At 66.6% G+C, this 15,207-nt stretch carries 14 protein-coding genes and 1 pseudogene; 9 read left to right on the top strand and 6 right to left on the bottom strand.

All coding sequences use genetic code 11. From position 1 onward, the window contains the following. Positions 1-39: 39 nt before the first annotated feature. The 3 genes from OG385_RS16380 to OG385_RS16370 form a co-directional block, all read right to left on the bottom strand. Positions 40-1,275 (bottom strand): tyrosine-type recombinase/integrase, encoded by a 1,236-nt coding sequence (locus OG385_RS16380; protein ID WP_266855396.1) that lies wholly within the window; start codon positions 1,273-1,275, stop codon positions 40-42. A gap of 11 nt (positions 1,276-1,286) precedes the next feature. Continuing rightward, positions 1,287-1,589, bottom strand: a complete 303-nt coding sequence (locus tag OG385_RS16375) for an excisionase family DNA-binding protein (RefSeq protein ID WP_266855395.1) — start codon at positions 1,587-1,589, stop codon at positions 1,287-1,289. Between the two features lie 176 nt (positions 1,590-1,765). After that, the gene (locus tag OG385_RS16370; protein WP_266855394.1) at positions 1,766-2,269 is read right to left on the bottom strand and encodes a helix-turn-helix domain-containing protein; all 504 of its coding nucleotides are present in this window, start codon (positions 2,267-2,269) and stop codon (positions 1,766-1,768) included. 484 nt (positions 2,270-2,753) lie between these two features. On the opposite strand from OG385_RS16370, the gene OG385_RS16365 reads away from it, so the two are divergent. The 5 genes from OG385_RS16365 (at position 2,754) to OG385_RS16345 (ending at position 8,013) form a co-directional block, all read left to right on the top strand. Then, positions 2,754-3,851, top strand: coding sequence for a DUF3631 domain-containing protein (locus OG385_RS16365; protein ID WP_266860920.1), 1,098 nt, complete (start codon positions 2,754-2,756; stop codon positions 3,849-3,851). Between the two features lie 424 nt (positions 3,852-4,275). Continuing rightward, positions 4,276-5,238 carry a DUF2637 domain-containing protein gene (locus OG385_RS16360; RefSeq protein ID WP_266855393.1) on the top strand — a complete coding sequence of 321 codons (963 nt, stop codon included), beginning with the start codon at positions 4,276-4,278 and terminating at the stop codon, positions 5,236-5,238. Positions 5,239-5,729: 491 nt separating this feature from the next. Further along, positions 5,730-6,254 carry a plasmid mobilization relaxosome protein MobC gene (gene mobC, locus OG385_RS16355; protein WP_266855392.1) on the top strand — a complete coding sequence of 175 codons (525 nt, stop codon included), beginning with the start codon at positions 5,730-5,732 and terminating at the stop codon, positions 6,252-6,254. Continuing rightward, positions 6,244-6,726 carry a hypothetical protein gene (locus OG385_RS16350; protein ID WP_266855391.1) on the top strand — a complete coding sequence of 161 codons (483 nt, stop codon included), beginning with the start codon at positions 6,244-6,246 and terminating at the stop codon, positions 6,724-6,726. Before mobC ends, OG385_RS16350 begins: the two co-directional genes overlap by 11 nt. Before the next feature lie 36 nt (positions 6,727-6,762). Beyond that, on the top strand, positions 6,763-8,013 hold the full coding sequence (locus tag OG385_RS16345; protein ID WP_266855390.1) for a mobilization protein: 1,251 nt from the start codon (positions 6,763-6,765) through the stop codon (positions 8,011-8,013). A 324-nt stretch (positions 8,014-8,337) separates the two neighbouring features. Here OG385_RS16345 and OG385_RS16340 read toward each other — a convergent pair whose 3' ends face one another. From OG385_RS16340 to OG385_RS16330, 3 genes are all read right to left on the bottom strand, one after another. Beyond that, a complete protein-coding gene (locus tag OG385_RS16340; protein ID WP_266855389.1) occupies positions 8,338-10,035 on the bottom strand; it encodes a hypothetical protein in 1,698 nt (565 codons plus the stop codon). Between the two features lie 588 nt (positions 10,036-10,623). Next, entirely contained in the window at positions 10,624-11,151 is a 528-nt protein-coding gene (locus tag OG385_RS16335; RefSeq protein ID WP_266855388.1) for a GNAT family N-acetyltransferase, read from the bottom strand. Beyond that, positions 11,148-12,020, bottom strand: coding sequence for an XRE family transcriptional regulator (locus tag OG385_RS16330; RefSeq protein ID WP_266860918.1), 873 nt, complete (start codon positions 12,018-12,020; stop codon positions 11,148-11,150). The genes OG385_RS16335 and OG385_RS16330 overlap by 4 nt, the downstream gene beginning before the upstream one ends. A 618-nt stretch (positions 12,021-12,638) precedes the next feature. Between OG385_RS16330 and OG385_RS16320 the strand changes: the two genes are divergently transcribed. From OG385_RS16320 to OG385_RS16305, 4 genes and pseudogenes are all read left to right on the top strand, one after another. After that, positions 12,639-13,064 carry an ATP-binding protein gene (locus OG385_RS16320; RefSeq protein ID WP_266855387.1) on the top strand — a complete coding sequence of 142 codons (426 nt, stop codon included), beginning with the start codon at positions 12,639-12,641 and terminating at the stop codon, positions 13,062-13,064. Then, positions 13,061-13,480, top strand: coding sequence for a DUF6415 family natural product biosynthesis protein (locus tag OG385_RS16315; protein ID WP_237327006.1), 420 nt, complete (start codon positions 13,061-13,063; stop codon positions 13,478-13,480). The genes OG385_RS16320 and OG385_RS16315 overlap by 4 nt, the downstream gene beginning before the upstream one ends. 218 nt (positions 13,481-13,698) lie before the next feature. Continuing rightward, the gene (fxlM, locus tag OG385_RS16310; protein WP_266855386.1) at positions 13,699-14,934 is read left to right on the top strand and encodes a methyltransferase, FxLD system; all 1,236 of its coding nucleotides are present in this window, start codon (positions 13,699-13,701) and stop codon (positions 14,932-14,934) included. Between the two features lie 55 nt (positions 14,935-14,989). Then, positions 14,990-15,183 (top strand): annotated as a pseudogene (locus tag OG385_RS16305) (FxLD family lanthipeptide). Positions 15,184-15,207 lie beyond the last annotated feature (24 nt).

The following is a 15,207-nucleotide window of genomic DNA, read 5'->3' as shown; positions in this document are numbered from 1 at the left end:
GTTCGGGCCAACCCCTTGCCCGGCTGAGACCAGGGCCGGTCAAGCAACAGGCGGCTCCTCAGGCAGCGGCCAAAGGAGCCCGCCGATCTTGTCGGCGGTGTCCGTGAGTACCCGGTTGGTGAGGTGCTGGTAGCGGCGGCGCATCCGGGCGGACTTGCCGGGCTCCCAGCCCATGATCGCGTCAACGACTGTGTCGGGAACGCCAAGGATCAGCAGGACGGTCGCAGCCGTGTGGCGGGCGTCGTGGAGGCGGCCCGCGCGCAGACCGGCCGCCTTGAGGAGGTCCTTCCACTCGTGGTGGTCGGTGTTCGGGTTGAGGGGCTCGCCGGTTGGGGAGACGAAGACGTACCCCTTCTCCGTCCAGAGGTCGCCGGCCAGTCGGCGGTCTCGCTCCTGCGCGCGTCGGTGCTGAAGCAGAAGCTGCACCAAGGGCTCGGGAATGCCGATGGGCCGACGTCCGGCGCGGGACTTGGTGTCCTTCGTCTCACGGCGAATGTTGACCTTCTGAGGGCAGTAGCCGGGCTTGCGCCCGCAGCGGTTGCCGCAGCCGTGCTCGTACCGGGGCCGTAGCCGGTTGCGGTGGACCGTCATGACCCGCAGTTCGAAGTCGACGTCCGTCCACTTGAGACCGAGGACCTCACCCTGACGCAGCCCCAGGGCAAGAGATACGACCCAGCGCGCCGGGTGCCGAGTCTTGTTGGCCAGGTCCAGAAGCTTGTGCACTTCCTCGACCGTGTAGGGCTCGACCTCTTCCTCTTCCAGTCGCGGCGCCTTGGCGACGGAGGCGGGGTTGACGGTGAGATGGCCTCGGCGCACTGCTTCGTTCAGAGCCGTGCGCACGGTCCGGTGGACCTGGTGCGCGGTGCCGGCGGCGCTGCCAGCCTTCTGCATCTTGGCGTAGAAGCGCTCCAAGTGCTCGGGCTCCAGCTTGGGCAGGCGGTGCGCGCCGAGACCGGGGATGAGGTGGTGGTAGACGGCGACGCGGTAGCCGTCGATGGTGTTCTCGCCCACGTGTGGTGCGGCGATGTTCTCGACCCAATGGGTCAGCCAGGTTGTGACGGTCCAGGTCTGCCCGGCCTTGCCGACGGTGCCGGAGTCGCGTTTGCGTTCCAGTTCGCGGACCGCCTTGGTGGCGTCGGCGCGGGTCTTGCGCTTGACGTGGCGCCGGTCGGGCTTGCCGTCGTCCTTGACGCCGACGGTCACGTAGCCGTGCCACTTGCCGTCCTTGCCGAGGAAGATCGAGGAGGCACCGTTGGGCTGGCGAGTTTTGGCCATGTCCGCCCCCTTCAGGCCGCGTGGGCGGCGGTCGGGGCGGCCACCTGGGAGCGGTCAGCCAGATAAGTGTCCAGGGCCTCGACCGGCACTCGTCGCAGGCGGCCTATGAGGACGGACCCGACCTCGCCGGAAGCGATGAGTGCGTACATGGTGGTGCGGCCGACGCCAAGCCGGCGGGTGGCCTCCTCGACGGTGAGCGCGATGAGGGGTGCGTCAGAGGGTGTTGTGTGTTCCAGCACGAGTGTGCGGAGCCGCTGCTCGGGGACCCCGAGCGCGTCGGCGATAAGGGTGAGCGGGGGCGGAGCGGTGGGCATGAAGGATCGCCTTTCGGCGGTCACGGGGCAACGTGACCGCTGGACTGTCCGGGATGGGCGGTGGGCTTAGATCGGTGGCCGCGTTGGTGGCCCTCGGTGTTCGTAGCACCGAGGGCCTGCGGTGGATGGGCTTCGAAAGCCGTGTTCAGGCGCCGGGAGAGATCTCCGCCGAACGGTTACTCGTCGGCGGAACCGCTGCGGAGCGGATCCTCGGGTGAGTTCGGAGCCGGATAGAAGGAGAGGCTCCCCGGGTCGGGCTCGATGCCGAGGCGCTCGGCGATCTCGTCGTATCGGGCCTCGGCCGCCTCAAGTCTGGCCTTCGCGGCGTCGGCGAGGTCTCGGGCGACTTGGTGCTCCTGTTCGGCCTTCTGAATGTCGAAGGCCGCCTCCTGCAACTCCCAGTGAGGATCGTCGCGGCTCGCGACGGCTTCGAGCAGGAAGTTGCTAGCAGGGACGCCGAGAGCCTTGGCGAAGCCGAGGGCCTCGTTGAAACTGATGCCCCGGGCACCATTCTCGATCTTGGCGATCTGGGTCTGGTGCATCTTGAAGCCCAGGCGACGCATGCGCTCTGCCATGTCCTCCTGGGACAGGCGGGCCGTCATCCGCAGGACCTTCAGGTTGTGCGCCACCAGGGCTTCGCCCTCCGGCGGAGCCCAGCGCTGCGGCTTGGCATCGTCCACTTCTTTCACCTCCCTCCTCTTCTCGACAAACGGAGGTCGCCACACCTCCACCCTTAAACCCTACCAGCATGGATACCCCAACCCGCAAGGGAATGCACGCAAATGTGACACACGTCACCATTGGCCTGAACAGCGATCATACTGGAAGAGGTTACTTATTTAATGCCCCGAACGCTTGACTCGAGGTAGACACTCGTGCACACTTATGCCATAAGGGCATCAACCAACGAACCGCCAGAAGGTTTAACCGCGTAGGTGCCCCGAGGAACGCGAAAACCCCCGGCGCTACGAACACCGGGGGCTGCAGGAAACCTCGCCACCGCCCATCCCAGGACAGTCGACCGCGGCGGACCGGGTTGCCCCCCGGAGCCGCCGAGTGAGGATCTCCGTGAACGAGAGTACCGCCCCCGCCGCCCCTGCGGCACCCCGTCCGAGCGGCACCCCATCGCCGCACCGTGGCCAGCCGGACGCCGCCGCCGCGCCACTGGACGAGCTGCGCACCGCCTTGGCCCGCTTCGTGGTCCTCCCGACCGAGCAGGCACTGGACGCAACCGTGCTGTGGATCGCGGCCACCCACCTCCAGCAGGTGTGGCAGCACGCCCCGCGTCTCGCTGTGGTCGGCCCGGCGAAGCGGTGCGGCAAGTCCCGTCTGCTCGATCTGCTCACCGAGACGGTCCACAGGCCCGTGATCACCGTGAATTCCACGGCAGCGGCCATCTTCCGCTCGATCTCGGACGAGCCGCCGACCCTCCTCGTGGACGAAGCCGACACCATCTTCGGCAGCCCCAAGGTCGCCGAGAAGAACGAGGAAATGCGCGGCCTGCTCAACGCCGGGCACCAGCGCGGCCGACCGGTACTGCGGGTCGTCGGCAAGGAGCACACGCCCCACTCCTTCGCGACCTTCGCCATGGCAGCGCTTGCCGGCATCGGCGACCTGCCCGACACGATCATGGACCGGTCCGTCGTGATCCGGATGAGGCGCCGCGCGGAGGGCGAACAGGTGAGCCCGTACCGCACACGCCGCGACAGCCCCGCCCTGCGCTCCCTGCGGGCTCACCTGGCGCGCTGGACCGCCTCAGTAGCCGAACAGGCCCTCCACCTGGAGCCAAAAATGCCGGTCGAGGACCGGGCCGCCGACACATGGGAGCCTTTGGTGATCGTCGCGGACCTCGCGGGCGGAACCTGGCCAGAGCGCGCCCGCATCGCGTGCGAACAGATGGTCACCGCCGAGGCCCAGGCAGAGGAGGACAACCCCTCCAACGCCCGGATCCTCGCCGACATCCGCCGCGCCTTCGCCGCCGCAGGTGACCCCGAGAGCGTGTCCACCGACGCCCTGCTCTACCGCCTCAACTCCGATCCCGAAGCTCCGTGGGCCGAAGCCGGACGCGGTGGCCTGAGCCCGCGCGCCCTGGCCGGGCTGCTGCGGGAGTACGGCATCCGCTCCGGCAACGTCCGCATGCCCGACGGCAACCAACTCAAGGGCTATACGCGGACGAAGTTCACCGATGCCTGGAGGCGCTACTGCCCCACCGTCCACCCGGCGACCGGCTCGGACGGCAGCAGAGACACACCGACCAAGTGACCTTCACGGGTGCCGTCAGCCGCTCGTCGACGGCACCCACACCGGGCCGACCGCCGTGAAGCGCCGACCTGCCATCGCGCATTCTGCGGGCGGCCCCGTCCATATCCGTCTCGTGGCGTCCTTGCCGTCCCAGCCAGATAAACGCAGGTCAGAGGCGGTCTCGCCAAGACGGCACAGCGTCCCAAGACGGATTGCCATCCGTCTTGGGACTCGAAGCGACAACACGGCACTACCGGTGCGCCCGCCCACCGACGTGTCCGCCTGCCGATCGTGACCAATCGGAGGGACACGTCGCGCACGGCGCTGAGACGTCATGCCACCGGCTGCCGTACTGCCTCTGACCTGCTGCTTCAACGGCAAGACGGCCAAGACGGATCACCACGCACCACCTTTCACACCATGCCCCGAGGGGAACCCCACGCCCATGCCCGACTCCGCCATACCCACCGCACCGGCCAGCCGTCACCGCGCCACGTGGTGGGACCGGCTCGCCATCATCCTGCTCGGCATCGCCGGATGCGCTCTCTCCTACGACGCGCTGCGACAGATGGCCACGGCCGTGCACATCCGCGACCAACTGGCCTACCTCTTCCCTGTAGTGATCGACGGCTTCATCGCTTACGGCGTCCGCGCCCTGCTGGTCCTGCGCGAAGCGCCGATGCCCGCACGGCTGTATGCGTGGACACTGTTCAGCACGGCGACCGCCGCCAGCATCTGGGCCAACGGTCTGCACGCCCTCGCCCTGAACAGGCCCGGCGCAGTCACCCTCCGCCTGGGCGACGGCACCGTCACGGTGCTATCTGCCATCGCACCGCTCGCCCTTGCCGGAGCGACCCACCTGCACATCCTGATCACCCGCTACAGCGGTACCTCCACCGTCCGAACGTCGTTGGACGCCAACGCCCTTGAGTATCAGGACGGTACGCAACCGGTACCAGAGCGACCGGCCGGGGTTCCGTACACCGCCCGCGCGGACCTGCCCACGGCAGCTCGGCCCAGGCAGCAGCAGTCCACTCGCATGGCCACGGAGACCGCCCCCTTGGCCGCGGCCGACGAAAGCTCGTCCGAAACCGGATTCGACGAGGATGCCGATCGCGACGAAGCCGACGACGAACTCGGACGGGGACGAGAAGCCACAGGCCAGAGCTCCCGGGGGGATTCCGGTCGCCCTCGGGCGACGAGCCTTGGCGGACGTCCCGCGATGGCTTCCATCACCGAGCTGGCACGCGTCATCAGGGCCGCTCATCCAGGGAGTTCCGGACTGACCCGCGACAGCGCCCGTAAGGCAATCACCGAAGCCGGACTCGGCGCCGGCACCGGTCGGCTTGCAGAAGCGATGGCGCTGGTACGGGACAGTGCCGACGCCCGTCCGCACCCGGACAGCTGACCGGCATCGCAGGGCGCTGTCCGGGACCGAACCGATTCCGGACAGCGCCTGCTTCCCGGTCCACTACACGAGGTGCCCGGCCGGGCCAAGCCGTCGAGTCCCCGGACACTCGCCCCATCCACCCCAGACCACACTCAGAGAGGAGCCTCCAGACTCCCGTGCGTCGCAATCCGTTCTCCCGCAAGGCCACGTCTTCCCAATCCTCGCCGCCCCGTAGTCACCACTCAGCGCACCCGCCCACGTCCGACCAAGGCTTTGACGGAGACACCCTCCAACGGACAGCGGAGCGAGCTGGGGCGAAGTCCACATCGCCTGGGGGCGATGCGGACTTCGCGCTCGGATCCGCCCCATCGGGGGCGGATCCGGCCCCGGCCCGAGGGGCCGGGACCGAGGATGGCAAGGAGGCCGAGCGCGGCCTCCACCAGGACAAGCAGCCGCTCGCCGAGCCGAGCGAGCCAACCGCCGCCCCTGTCGTACATCAAGCGCCGACCGTGAACGCCGACGTGTTCATGCAGCACGGTGTCGCCGCCAACGATGTCCCTGCCCCTGTTCATGCCGACATCGCGCCCGGCGCCGAGCGCCGCCGGCACCTGAGTGAGGTGCTCTACCGGCCCCGCTCCGGGACCAAGCGCACTCTGCAACTGACCTGCTCGGCCGAACCGGCGGAGCGTGCGTTCATCGACCTCGCCGCCCGTAAGGCGAAGCGTTCCCGTTCGGCGTACCTCATGGACTGCGCCCTCACCTTCGCCCATGCCTACCTGTCCGACCGCCGTCCTGAAGGCGTCGCTCCGCTCCCGTCTCCGCATGCCACCCAGGACCTGATGGTTCTGTTCGGCAAGCTGGTCAGGGAATTCGGACGCGTGGGGAACAACCTCAATCAGCTCGTCCGCACCGTCCACCAAGGCGAGCTGCCCGATCGAGCCGAAGACACCCTCAGCGAGTTGCACCAGGTCGCCCAACGCGCTCGCCTGCTGCTGGACCAAGCCCTCGCTGGGGGTGGTCGCCGTGGTGCCTGACGTCTCCACGGGTGACCGCAGCCGTGGCCTCCTGTCCTACCTTTTCGGCCCCGGCCGCCGTAACGAGCACACTGACCCGCACATCGTCGCCGCGTTTGCGATGCTCGGCATCAACGACCCCGGCCGTGTTCCCCTCGACCAGCACCACGGAGCCCTCAGCGAGCTGGCTGACTACCTCGACCAACCCGTAAAGCTGCGCGAACAGCGGCTGGGGAAGAAGGTGCCGCAGCACGTGTGGCACTGCCCCGTCCGTACCGCACCTGGCGACCGTTACCTCACCGACGAAGAGTGGGCGGAGGTCGCCCGCCGCATCGTCCACTCCACGGGCATCGCCGAACACGGCGACGACGCCGCGTGCAGGTGGATCGCCGTGCGGCACGCCGAGGACCACATTCACATCATGGCGACCAGCGTCCGCGAAGACGGCCGTCGCCCCCGCAACAAGGGAGACGGCCGACGGGCCCAGGCCTAATGCCGCAGGATCGAGACCGAACTCGGTCTGCGTCGGTTGAAGCCAGGAGACGCGACCGCGCCGAAGACGCCGTCCGGGCCGGAAGTCGCCAAGGCCGAACGACAGGGCCGCAAGAACACAGCCCGGGTCTGGCTTCGCGAGCACGCCTACGCCGCCGCGGCGGCAGCCCGCGACGAGGACGAGTTCTTCGCCGTACTGACGTCTCTCGGGATCAAGGTCCGCCCCCGTCTCGGTCCCGTCACCGGAGAGGTCACCGGCTACAGCCTCTCCACCGCTGACGACACCGATGCCAAGGGCGAGCCCATCTTCTACAGCGGCTCGGCACTCGCTCCGGACCTGTCCCTAAACCGGCTCCGTGAGCGCTTCGGCTTGGCCGATGGCAAGGCTGCAGGGCAGGCCACGGCGTTGCACACAAGCCGTACGGACGCAGGCGCCTCCTGGCGACAAGCCGATGGGGAGCTGTGCGCCGCCTACATGCTCGTCACCGGGACCACCGAGGGAACGGCAGTCGATAAGGCCGACGCCAAAGTGCAGGCTCAGGCTGCGGCATTCGCCGAGCTGTTGCACAACACCGCAGTCTCTGCGCCGCGCCAGCTCCGGGCAGAAATTCAAGCGGCAGCCATCGCCTTCAACCGCGCCAACCGCTCCGCCATCCGAGCCGACCATCGAGCCGCCGACGCTCTGCGTCAGGCCGGAAGGACGCTGCTGACCTCGTCGACCGGCAGGGACGGCGACTTCGTCGCCGCCGCGCTCACCTCTGCCGTATTCCTGCTCATCGCCCTCGTCGAGTGGCACGCCCAGCGTGGTCACGCGCAGCAGGCGGCAGCGGCCCAGCAGTCCCTCGTCCACCTCCGAGCCGCCCAACAGCATGCCGCCCGACCGGCCCTCGCCCAGCTCGCCGCGCGTGCCCCGAGTCCCCAGGCACAGGATCGGCTCGCCGCAGCCGTCCGAGCCACAATCCCCGACCACGCGCATCGCATCCTCGCCGACCCGGCTTGGCCCGCGCTGTCCACTGCCCTCGCCCAAGCCGAGTCCGCCGGCACCCCGCCCCGCCAGACCTTGGCCGACTTGTCCGGGCAACGGGAACTCGACACTGCGGACCGGCCAGCCGAAGTCCTGGTCTGGCGCCTGCGGACTGCCACCGCCGAGCGAGTCAGCCAGCGGGCTCGGAGCGCGGCAAGCCGCAGTGCTCGCAGCACCCACCTGACGACGAACAAGGACGCACCCACCGTTCCAGCCGTACAGCCGCAGCCAGCGGTCGCGAGCCGCCAGCGTCCAAGCCGCTGATATCGCCCTTCCTCAGTCTGGGAACTTGCTGCCGCGCTTCAGTAAGGAGGCGCGACAGCGGCACCTTCAACCCTCTTCCGCTGAGCTATTTCAGCGTTTCCTCTCCGGGGCAGGGACAGCGGCGGCAATAACGGACATGCGGTTGGGAATATAACGAGCTCTGCGCGAGGCTTCTACGCGGCCGAGTTGAATCGTCGACTATATCTCTCAACGGCACATAAGCCTCGTGCGTTGCGGTACGTCGGCCAGTCCCGCAATCAGTGGCCACCATGGAAGAACTCACTTATTAGAGGCCCTACAGAAGCACGGATAACTCTATTCCATCTATTCGGCAGACTCCTGCGCCGGGCCATGGAAGGCATACGGACCCCGTGGAACATCCTTCAGGCTCATTGCCCGATCAAGAAATTCCTCTAGCCTTGCTTGCAGTTCATCGGGATCCGTGAAGGTGTCTGCGGTAATTTCACGAAAGGCATTCTCCATCACCGGCGAAATTCGGGCAACGCTTCTGGTTGACTCCACCATCACCATGGCAGTCATAGTTTCGAGAATGTGACCCCGGGCCGTGTAAATCGAATCCGGCGATCCCCCATTCGATTGGACGCCCACAAGGATTTCCCAGGCACCTTGTCTGCGAATACGCGCATGAAAGTGTGCAAACTCCCCCAACGCCCTATTGAGGGGAGCGAGTCGGCGCCACCCTGCCGCATTGACCCAATCCTTGGGTGTGGATGAAAGAGATTGTTCGAGTTTAGCTGCCTTTTCCGGCTTAGTGGCCCACACCCGAAGCCTAGCGCATTGCTCCAAAACCACCCGCAAGGCAGCCATCGATCGATCATCGTCCTCAAGCCACAGCCAGTGGGCGGTCCGAAGCGCCGACGCACACATCGCCGCAGCATTCCCTTCGGGTGAATCCCCAAGCCACAAGGACAAGACACCAGCCATCTCGGTGGCCATCACATTCGTCGAGTCGCGACCACCCAAACCATCAATATTGAAGCCGTCGCCCAGCTTCTCCTTTTCTTCTTCCAGCGCCTTCAACGCCCAGCGTCCCGCACGCGCACGACGCTCATAGAAGTGCAGGTGAACCATTTCGCCGTCGCGGAAGAGCCGTCCAGCCGGGCGCCTTCCCCTCATTACTTCCTCGTAGGCGTACGACGCACTCCGCATCCGCTCAAGAATGTCCGGGGAGAGTCCAGTTTGCGGAAGCAGCGGAAACAGGCTTGACGGGATGGGGGCATCCCCTCCCGCGTAAATACGTTCCGGAAGCGCGAAAAGAGCCGGAGCGAGCTCAGGTTTCCCCTGTTCCATTGCCAGGGTCGCTAGGCACACCCGAATCTGCCGCAGGTACAACATGAGGACGTCGGATAGCCATTGCGAAGCTTCAACAAGTTCCGTCGGCTCATCGGCGAGAAGATCGCATGCGTCCCACCGCAACACCTTGATAAAGTCACCTCTACCATGCAAGAGCTCTGAAAGCAGCTCCATTAGGGTGCCCGGATATACCTGATAGTCCTTACCGACAATCACCGAGGGCCCCTGAAATCCCAGGGACCTCCGCTCATCCTCCCAGAAATCGAGTTCGGAAATCTCGGATCCAACATTCGTGTCAGACTCTTGCTTTATCGCAGACGGATACTTTTCGTGGCCACGCGACCAGGCACGGGCGGTGAATTCTGCCGAACTCTCGCCAGAGATGTGTTTAACGCCGTAGTTGTACGCTACGTTTTCGGTCCATCTCTCCATCTGTGAGCGCAAGACAGCAGACGCTCCCACGAACTGCCCACTGAAAATGAGCCGTGCGGCAACAAATGCACTATCAGCACCCCAGGCCAAATGATCCACCCATGATGCTCCGTAATCGGCTGGATGCCGATCTTGAGTCGCCCCAAATTTTCGCAGCATCATGTCGATTAGACCAAAAGACAGCAACGCTGACATCACAGGTTGGATGGCGCTGGATGGGATCCCGGGAAGATTCATCATGCGCTTGTTATGGCGAGCAATCAGGGACTCGGTCACATGCCTAGTCTCCTGTTGCGCAATTCGCTCGTACTCGGAGAGTGAGGAACCCCGGCGACCCCCACGTCGTTCGGCCCTATTTGCGCGACGCCTCTCCCTGCGCGCTTGTTCCTGCTCTGACACCGGCGGCTGACGCAATTCAGCCCTGCGCTTGCTTGCCTTGCCCACGTAGACTCCAAAAGGCTCGATGCCTGCTAGTGGCAGAGTGACGTAGATGCGCACGCGTCGCTAGCTATTTTTCCCGTATTTGCACGGCGAACAACAGTAGGGGGCCGGGGCAGGGCCTTCGTTCTCTTTCAGAGTGGCCACTGCTCGGGGGACCGGTCAGGGTACCGAAAGGCATGAGGCTCCCGTTCCACTGAGAGAAGTATTCGACGACCGCCCCAATAGCTTAGAAGCCTCGTCGGTTTCCTATCCTGCCTCACTCGGCCTGCCTCATACCCTGGTCGAGTGGCTAACCGTGCTGATCGTCGCCCGTGATGGTGACCGCCGCTGCATAAGGAGGGTGCAGGCACGGCCCGCGGCCGACATGATCACGAGCCGGACCTGCACGCAAGGCCGGAAGTGGGTGACTCGGATCGGGGCGGCTCACGGGTGCAACCTCTTCACCATGACCGCGTACACCGGGGAGTCAGCGAAGGGCTGCTGCTCACCCGCCTTCTCGTAGCCCCACGTCTCGTACAGGTCCTGAACCTTCGGGTGCGTCACGTCGACCAAGAGCACCGCAAGGTCTTCGCCGCGTTCCTTCAGCAGGGCTTCGTGGAGCCGCTCCGAGATCCCTTGCCTCCGCCACTGCGGGCGCACCATGACCTCGGAGACTGCGTAGGTCGCGGTGTAGCCGTTGTTCGGCGCGAACGCCGTGGAACGCCACCACTCACGGCCCGGCTGGAGCGGGGCGCCGTACGCGAAGCCGGTCGGGTCGTCACCGTCGAAGGCGACGACGCAGGTGAAGCCGTCCATTCCTGACCAGTGATCGACGAACCACGGGAACCGCTGGTTGAACTCGTTGTCCATCGCGTCGGCGTAGGCGTCGGCGTGCACGTCGATCAGCATCTGCTTGAAGCCCTCGGGGAGGCTTCCCTGTCCGTAGTGCCGCAGGTCGATCACCCTGGTCACGTTCGGCTCCATTCATCTCGCATGCGGTCTGCCCAGTCGCGGGCGTACGTCGTCGACGGCGCCAGCCGGAACAGGTCTCGGTGGAAGTCTCCGATCAGGGTGCGCATGCGCCCCGGCAGTGGAGCGCCCTCCATGATCGTGAAGACGGTGCCCGCGGTCGCCGTAGCCTGCTCGGGCTCGCCCTGGCGGAGTTGCGCCAGGGCGAGCTGGCAGGTGGCCAGCGCGCGGTTGCGCTGGAACTCCGCCGGGATCTTGGCCAGGGACCGGTGAGCCATCACCTCGGCTTCGGCGGGCTCCCCGTTGTGGTTGAGGATGATCGCCGCGAGGTGGTTGAGTTCCGCCGGCCCGTAGAACGCGGTCCATCGAGGACGCTCGTCCTCGGCCGCCTTCCGGTAGTTCTCCTGCGCTGCGCCCAGGGACCGGCGAGCGGCTCGCAGGTCTCCCAGCGACGAGTGGGCGAGCGCGAGGCGGACGCGGCCCATGGAGCCGAAGAACGGGTCTCGGCGGGCGGCTGGGGAGGCGTTGGCCGCCTGAGCTGCCGCGAGCTGTTCCGGCCAGTTCTTCCGCTGGTAGGCGAGCATGGCCATGTTGACCCACACGCGCATGGCCGTGGGCGGGTCCTGGGAGAGGCCGGCGAACGTGGACGACTCGTGCAGGTACGTCCGGGCCTTGTCCAGGTCACGTAGGTCGATGCATGACCAGGCAGCGACGGTGGTGAACTCGGCCGCGAGCGCGTACAGGGCACGGCGTACACGTTCGCTGGCATTCCGCTGCTGAAGCTCCAGCACCTTTGCGCGAGCTTCGAGGGCTGCGGTCGCCAGGGAGGCGTGCCCGCCTTGACGGTCGTCGGCCTCCACGAGCTGGTTCATGCCGGCCGATGCTCGGGCCACGTCCGACATGCCCACCGACCGACGTTGCTTGACCACGGGAACGACTGCGGCTGCCGTCCCGGTAGTGGAAGCGATGAAGTCGCGACGCCGCACGGGGCCCTCCGGGGGATGTTGCATGGAGCTGGGTGCGCTGAACCCTAAGTCCGCCACGGGGCAGCCGAACACACGCTCAAGTGCAGCGCAAGTGCGTCCGATTGGGCGTCGGCTTGATCCGTTGAGCAGGTTGCGCACCGTCCGGGAGGAGATGTCGCCAGGCCGACCGGTGATCTCCTGTAGCGCGGCGTTCAGGCGTGCCGCCAACTCCTCCTGCGTCAGACCGAGTTGATCAAGTCGGTCCTGAAGAACGAGATTTCCTCCCATGCACCGAACGTAGCTCCACCGTCACGCTGACACCTAGAGCTCGGGTAATGGAAACGCAAAGTCTTCCGGTTGGTGGCGTGTACGGATCCGGGACTCTTCCTGTTGCGCTGCGCTCGTCGCTCGTTGACTGGTCATCGGTCGCCAAGCCGAGTTCGGTGCGGCGGCACGGAGGAAAGCCCGGTCCTGCCTTGCTTGTCCGCACCGGGAACCCCAGCCGGAGGGAAAGACCTCGTGACCATGACCGTCGCTCAACCGAATGCGATCGGCTCCCCGGGTTACGCCGCAGAGGTGCCCTGCGTACGTGAGTCCGTGAGCCTCGCCCGCGCTTTCATCTCCCAGGTGCTGGCGGTCTGGGGCATGGACGACGACGTGACCGGCTGGGGAAAGATCATCGTCACTGAACTGCTGGCCAACGCCGTCGAGCACACCGAGACCCCGGTGTCGCGAATCCACATCGAGCGACCGAGCAACGGTGCCGTCCGCATCGGAGTCTCCGACCGCTCGCACGACGCTCCCCATCTGAAAACGGCCGACCTGAACGCTGAGAGCGGCCGGGGTCTGAGTCTGGTCGCGGCGATGAGCGCCCGGTGGGGCTACGACACGCACCCGTGGGGCAAGGTCACCTGGGCTGTGGTCGAGACGCCGGCGGGGAGGGAGCAGTGAGCACGGCAGTGGCTCCGAAACCTCCAGCCCAGGAGTGGACGCCACCGCTCGACGCGGACGGTTTACGGCTCGTGCTGGAGCGGTTCCGGGCGTGGGAACCCCTCGACATCGAGGAGGTCTTCGACGACCTCGACGCGGCGATCGGCAGTCAGCCGCCACCTGTTGCAACGGCTGTCGCCCTGCTCGGCCGCCTCCGCAGACACCTGAAGCAGCTCAGCGACATCACGGTGGCTGACGACAGCTTCCCGCCCAGTGCTGAGATGACCCGCCTTGTCGAGCGAGGAGTTCCTCTGCTGGAGGAGCCCACTCCGGCTGGCTATCGGCAGGCCGTCGGACTCGCCCGCCGTCTCGCCTTCGTGACCGCTGACCTGATCGAAGTGTTGATCGAGGCTCGCTACATCAAGGAGATCGAGTGACGCACGCCCCTTGCCACCCGCGAGCCACCCAGCGGGCTGGTCGACACGAACCGGCCCGCTGGGCAGCCCTCCGCGGGCGTGGACCTCCCAGCTCTCCGTCCAGCGCGGCCCTGTCGGTCAGCCGACGAGAACCGAGCGCGCTCTCCCCTGGATTACCCGACCCATCCGGCACGCGACCGCCGGCCTGCATCCCCCATACGCACGACTGAAGGAAGTCCATGACGAACACGACCGTCGAGCCCGACGAAGCGACCCGTCTCCGGAACAAGGTGGTGGACGAGTTGCGCGCAGGCGGCGACATCTCCTCCTCGGAGATCGAAGCCGTCATGCGCAAGGTGCCTCGGCACGCGTTCATTCCCGACACCCCGCTGGACAAGGCGTACGACACGTACGCGGCAGTGATCACCAAGACGGACGAGCACGGTGTGCAGCTCAGCTCCGTCTCCGCCCCGCAGATCCAGGCGATGATGCTGGAGCAGGCCCAGGTGAAGCCCGGCATGCGCGTGTTGGAGATCGGTTCGGGCGGGCTGAACGCCGCCTACCTCGCCGAGCTCGTGGGCGAGCACGGCGAGGTCGTCACCGTGGACATCGACCCCGTAGTCACCGAGCGGGCGCACCGGCTCCTGAACGAGCACGGCTACGACCGGGTACGCGTCCTTACCGCCGACGCCACCGAGCCCATTCCGGAGCTCGGCGAGGTCGACGTCGTCATGGTGACTGCCGGGGCCTGGGACATCGCTCCGGCGTGGACCGCGCAGCTCAAGCAGGGCGGTCGACTTGTGGTGCCGCTGCGGATGCGTGGCCTGACCCGGTCGGTCGCCTTTACCCAGATCACGGGCGAACACGGCCCGTACCTGGAGAGCGTGTCGGCGCTCATCTGCGGCTTCGTCCCGATGCAGGGCTCGACAGCCCACCGGGAAGAACTTCTTCTCGTCAACGGCACACCGGAGATCGGACTGAAGTTCGATGACGGGCTACCGGCCGCCCCACACCGACTGGACAACGCGGTCACGTATCCGCGCCACGAGCTGTGGACAGGCGTCGTCATCGGCCTCTCGGAACTCATCGACACCCTCCAGATGGCCATGGCCATCAGCCTGCCCGGCTTCTGCACGATGGCCGTCGACGAGGACCTGGACACGGGCCTGGTCACCCCCGTGAACAAGCGGTTCGCCCTCGCCGCCGTCGAGGACGACACCTTCGCCTACCTCGTCACCCGCCGAACCGATGACAACAAGCACATCGAATACGGCGTGCACACCCTCGGCCCGAACGCGAAGCAGTTCGCCGACCAGGTCGCCGACGTGCTTCGCGACTGGGAGGCCAGCCGGCGCGGGGGCCCCAGCCCGGTCATCCGGGTCTATCCGGCCAACACCTTTGATGACCAGATCCCGGCCGACCGGGTCATCGACAAGGTGCACAGCCGGGTCTCGCTCTCCTGGCCCTCGGCGTAACGCCGGAAGCCAGGTTGTTCCACACCATCCGGACACCAAGAAGAAAGGCACGAACATGACGAGCGCCACTCTGGCCCCTCCCGCCCCGCTGGCGGGCCTGGACGACGACTTCGCCCCCCCCTGGACGTGAAGGTCGTCATCGCCGAGCACGCGTACGGCAAGCTCATGTGCTCCACGGGCGACGGCTGCGGCACGACCTGCGCGACCGGCGCCTCCGCCTGCGGCTCCTTCACGGAGGACCCGGCCTGATCCAGGCCGTTCCCTGCCGGTGGG

The sequence above is a fragment of the Streptomyces sp. NBC_01306 genome, assembly GCF_026340465.1.
Lineage (GTDB): Bacteria > Actinomycetota > Actinomycetes > Streptomycetales > Streptomycetaceae > Streptomyces.
Note: the sequence above shows the minus strand (reverse complement) of the source record. Positions and strands in the feature narration are given on the sequence as shown.

Coding starts and splice junctions, on each gene's coding strand:
- OG385_RS16380 (WP_266855396.1), bottom strand. CDS start 1,275: ATGGCCAAAACTCGCCAGCCCAACGGTGCCTCCTCGATCTTCCTCGGC.
- OG385_RS16375 (WP_266855395.1), bottom strand. CDS start 1,589: ATGCCCACCGCTCCGCCCCCGCTCACCCTTATCGCCGACGCGCTCGGG.
- OG385_RS16360 (WP_266855393.1), top strand. CDS start 4,276: ATGCCCGACTCCGCCATACCCACCGCACCGGCCAGCCGTCACCGCGCC.
- OG385_RS16330 (WP_266860918.1), bottom strand. CDS start 12,020: ATGAACCAGCTCGTGGAGGCCGACGACCGTCAAGGCGGGCACGCCTCC.
- OG385_RS16320 (WP_266855387.1), top strand. CDS start 12,639: ATGACCGTCGCTCAACCGAATGCGATCGGCTCCCCGGGTTACGCCGCA.
- fxlM (WP_266855386.1), top strand. CDS start 13,699: ATGACGAACACGACCGTCGAGCCCGACGAAGCGACCCGTCTCCGGAAC.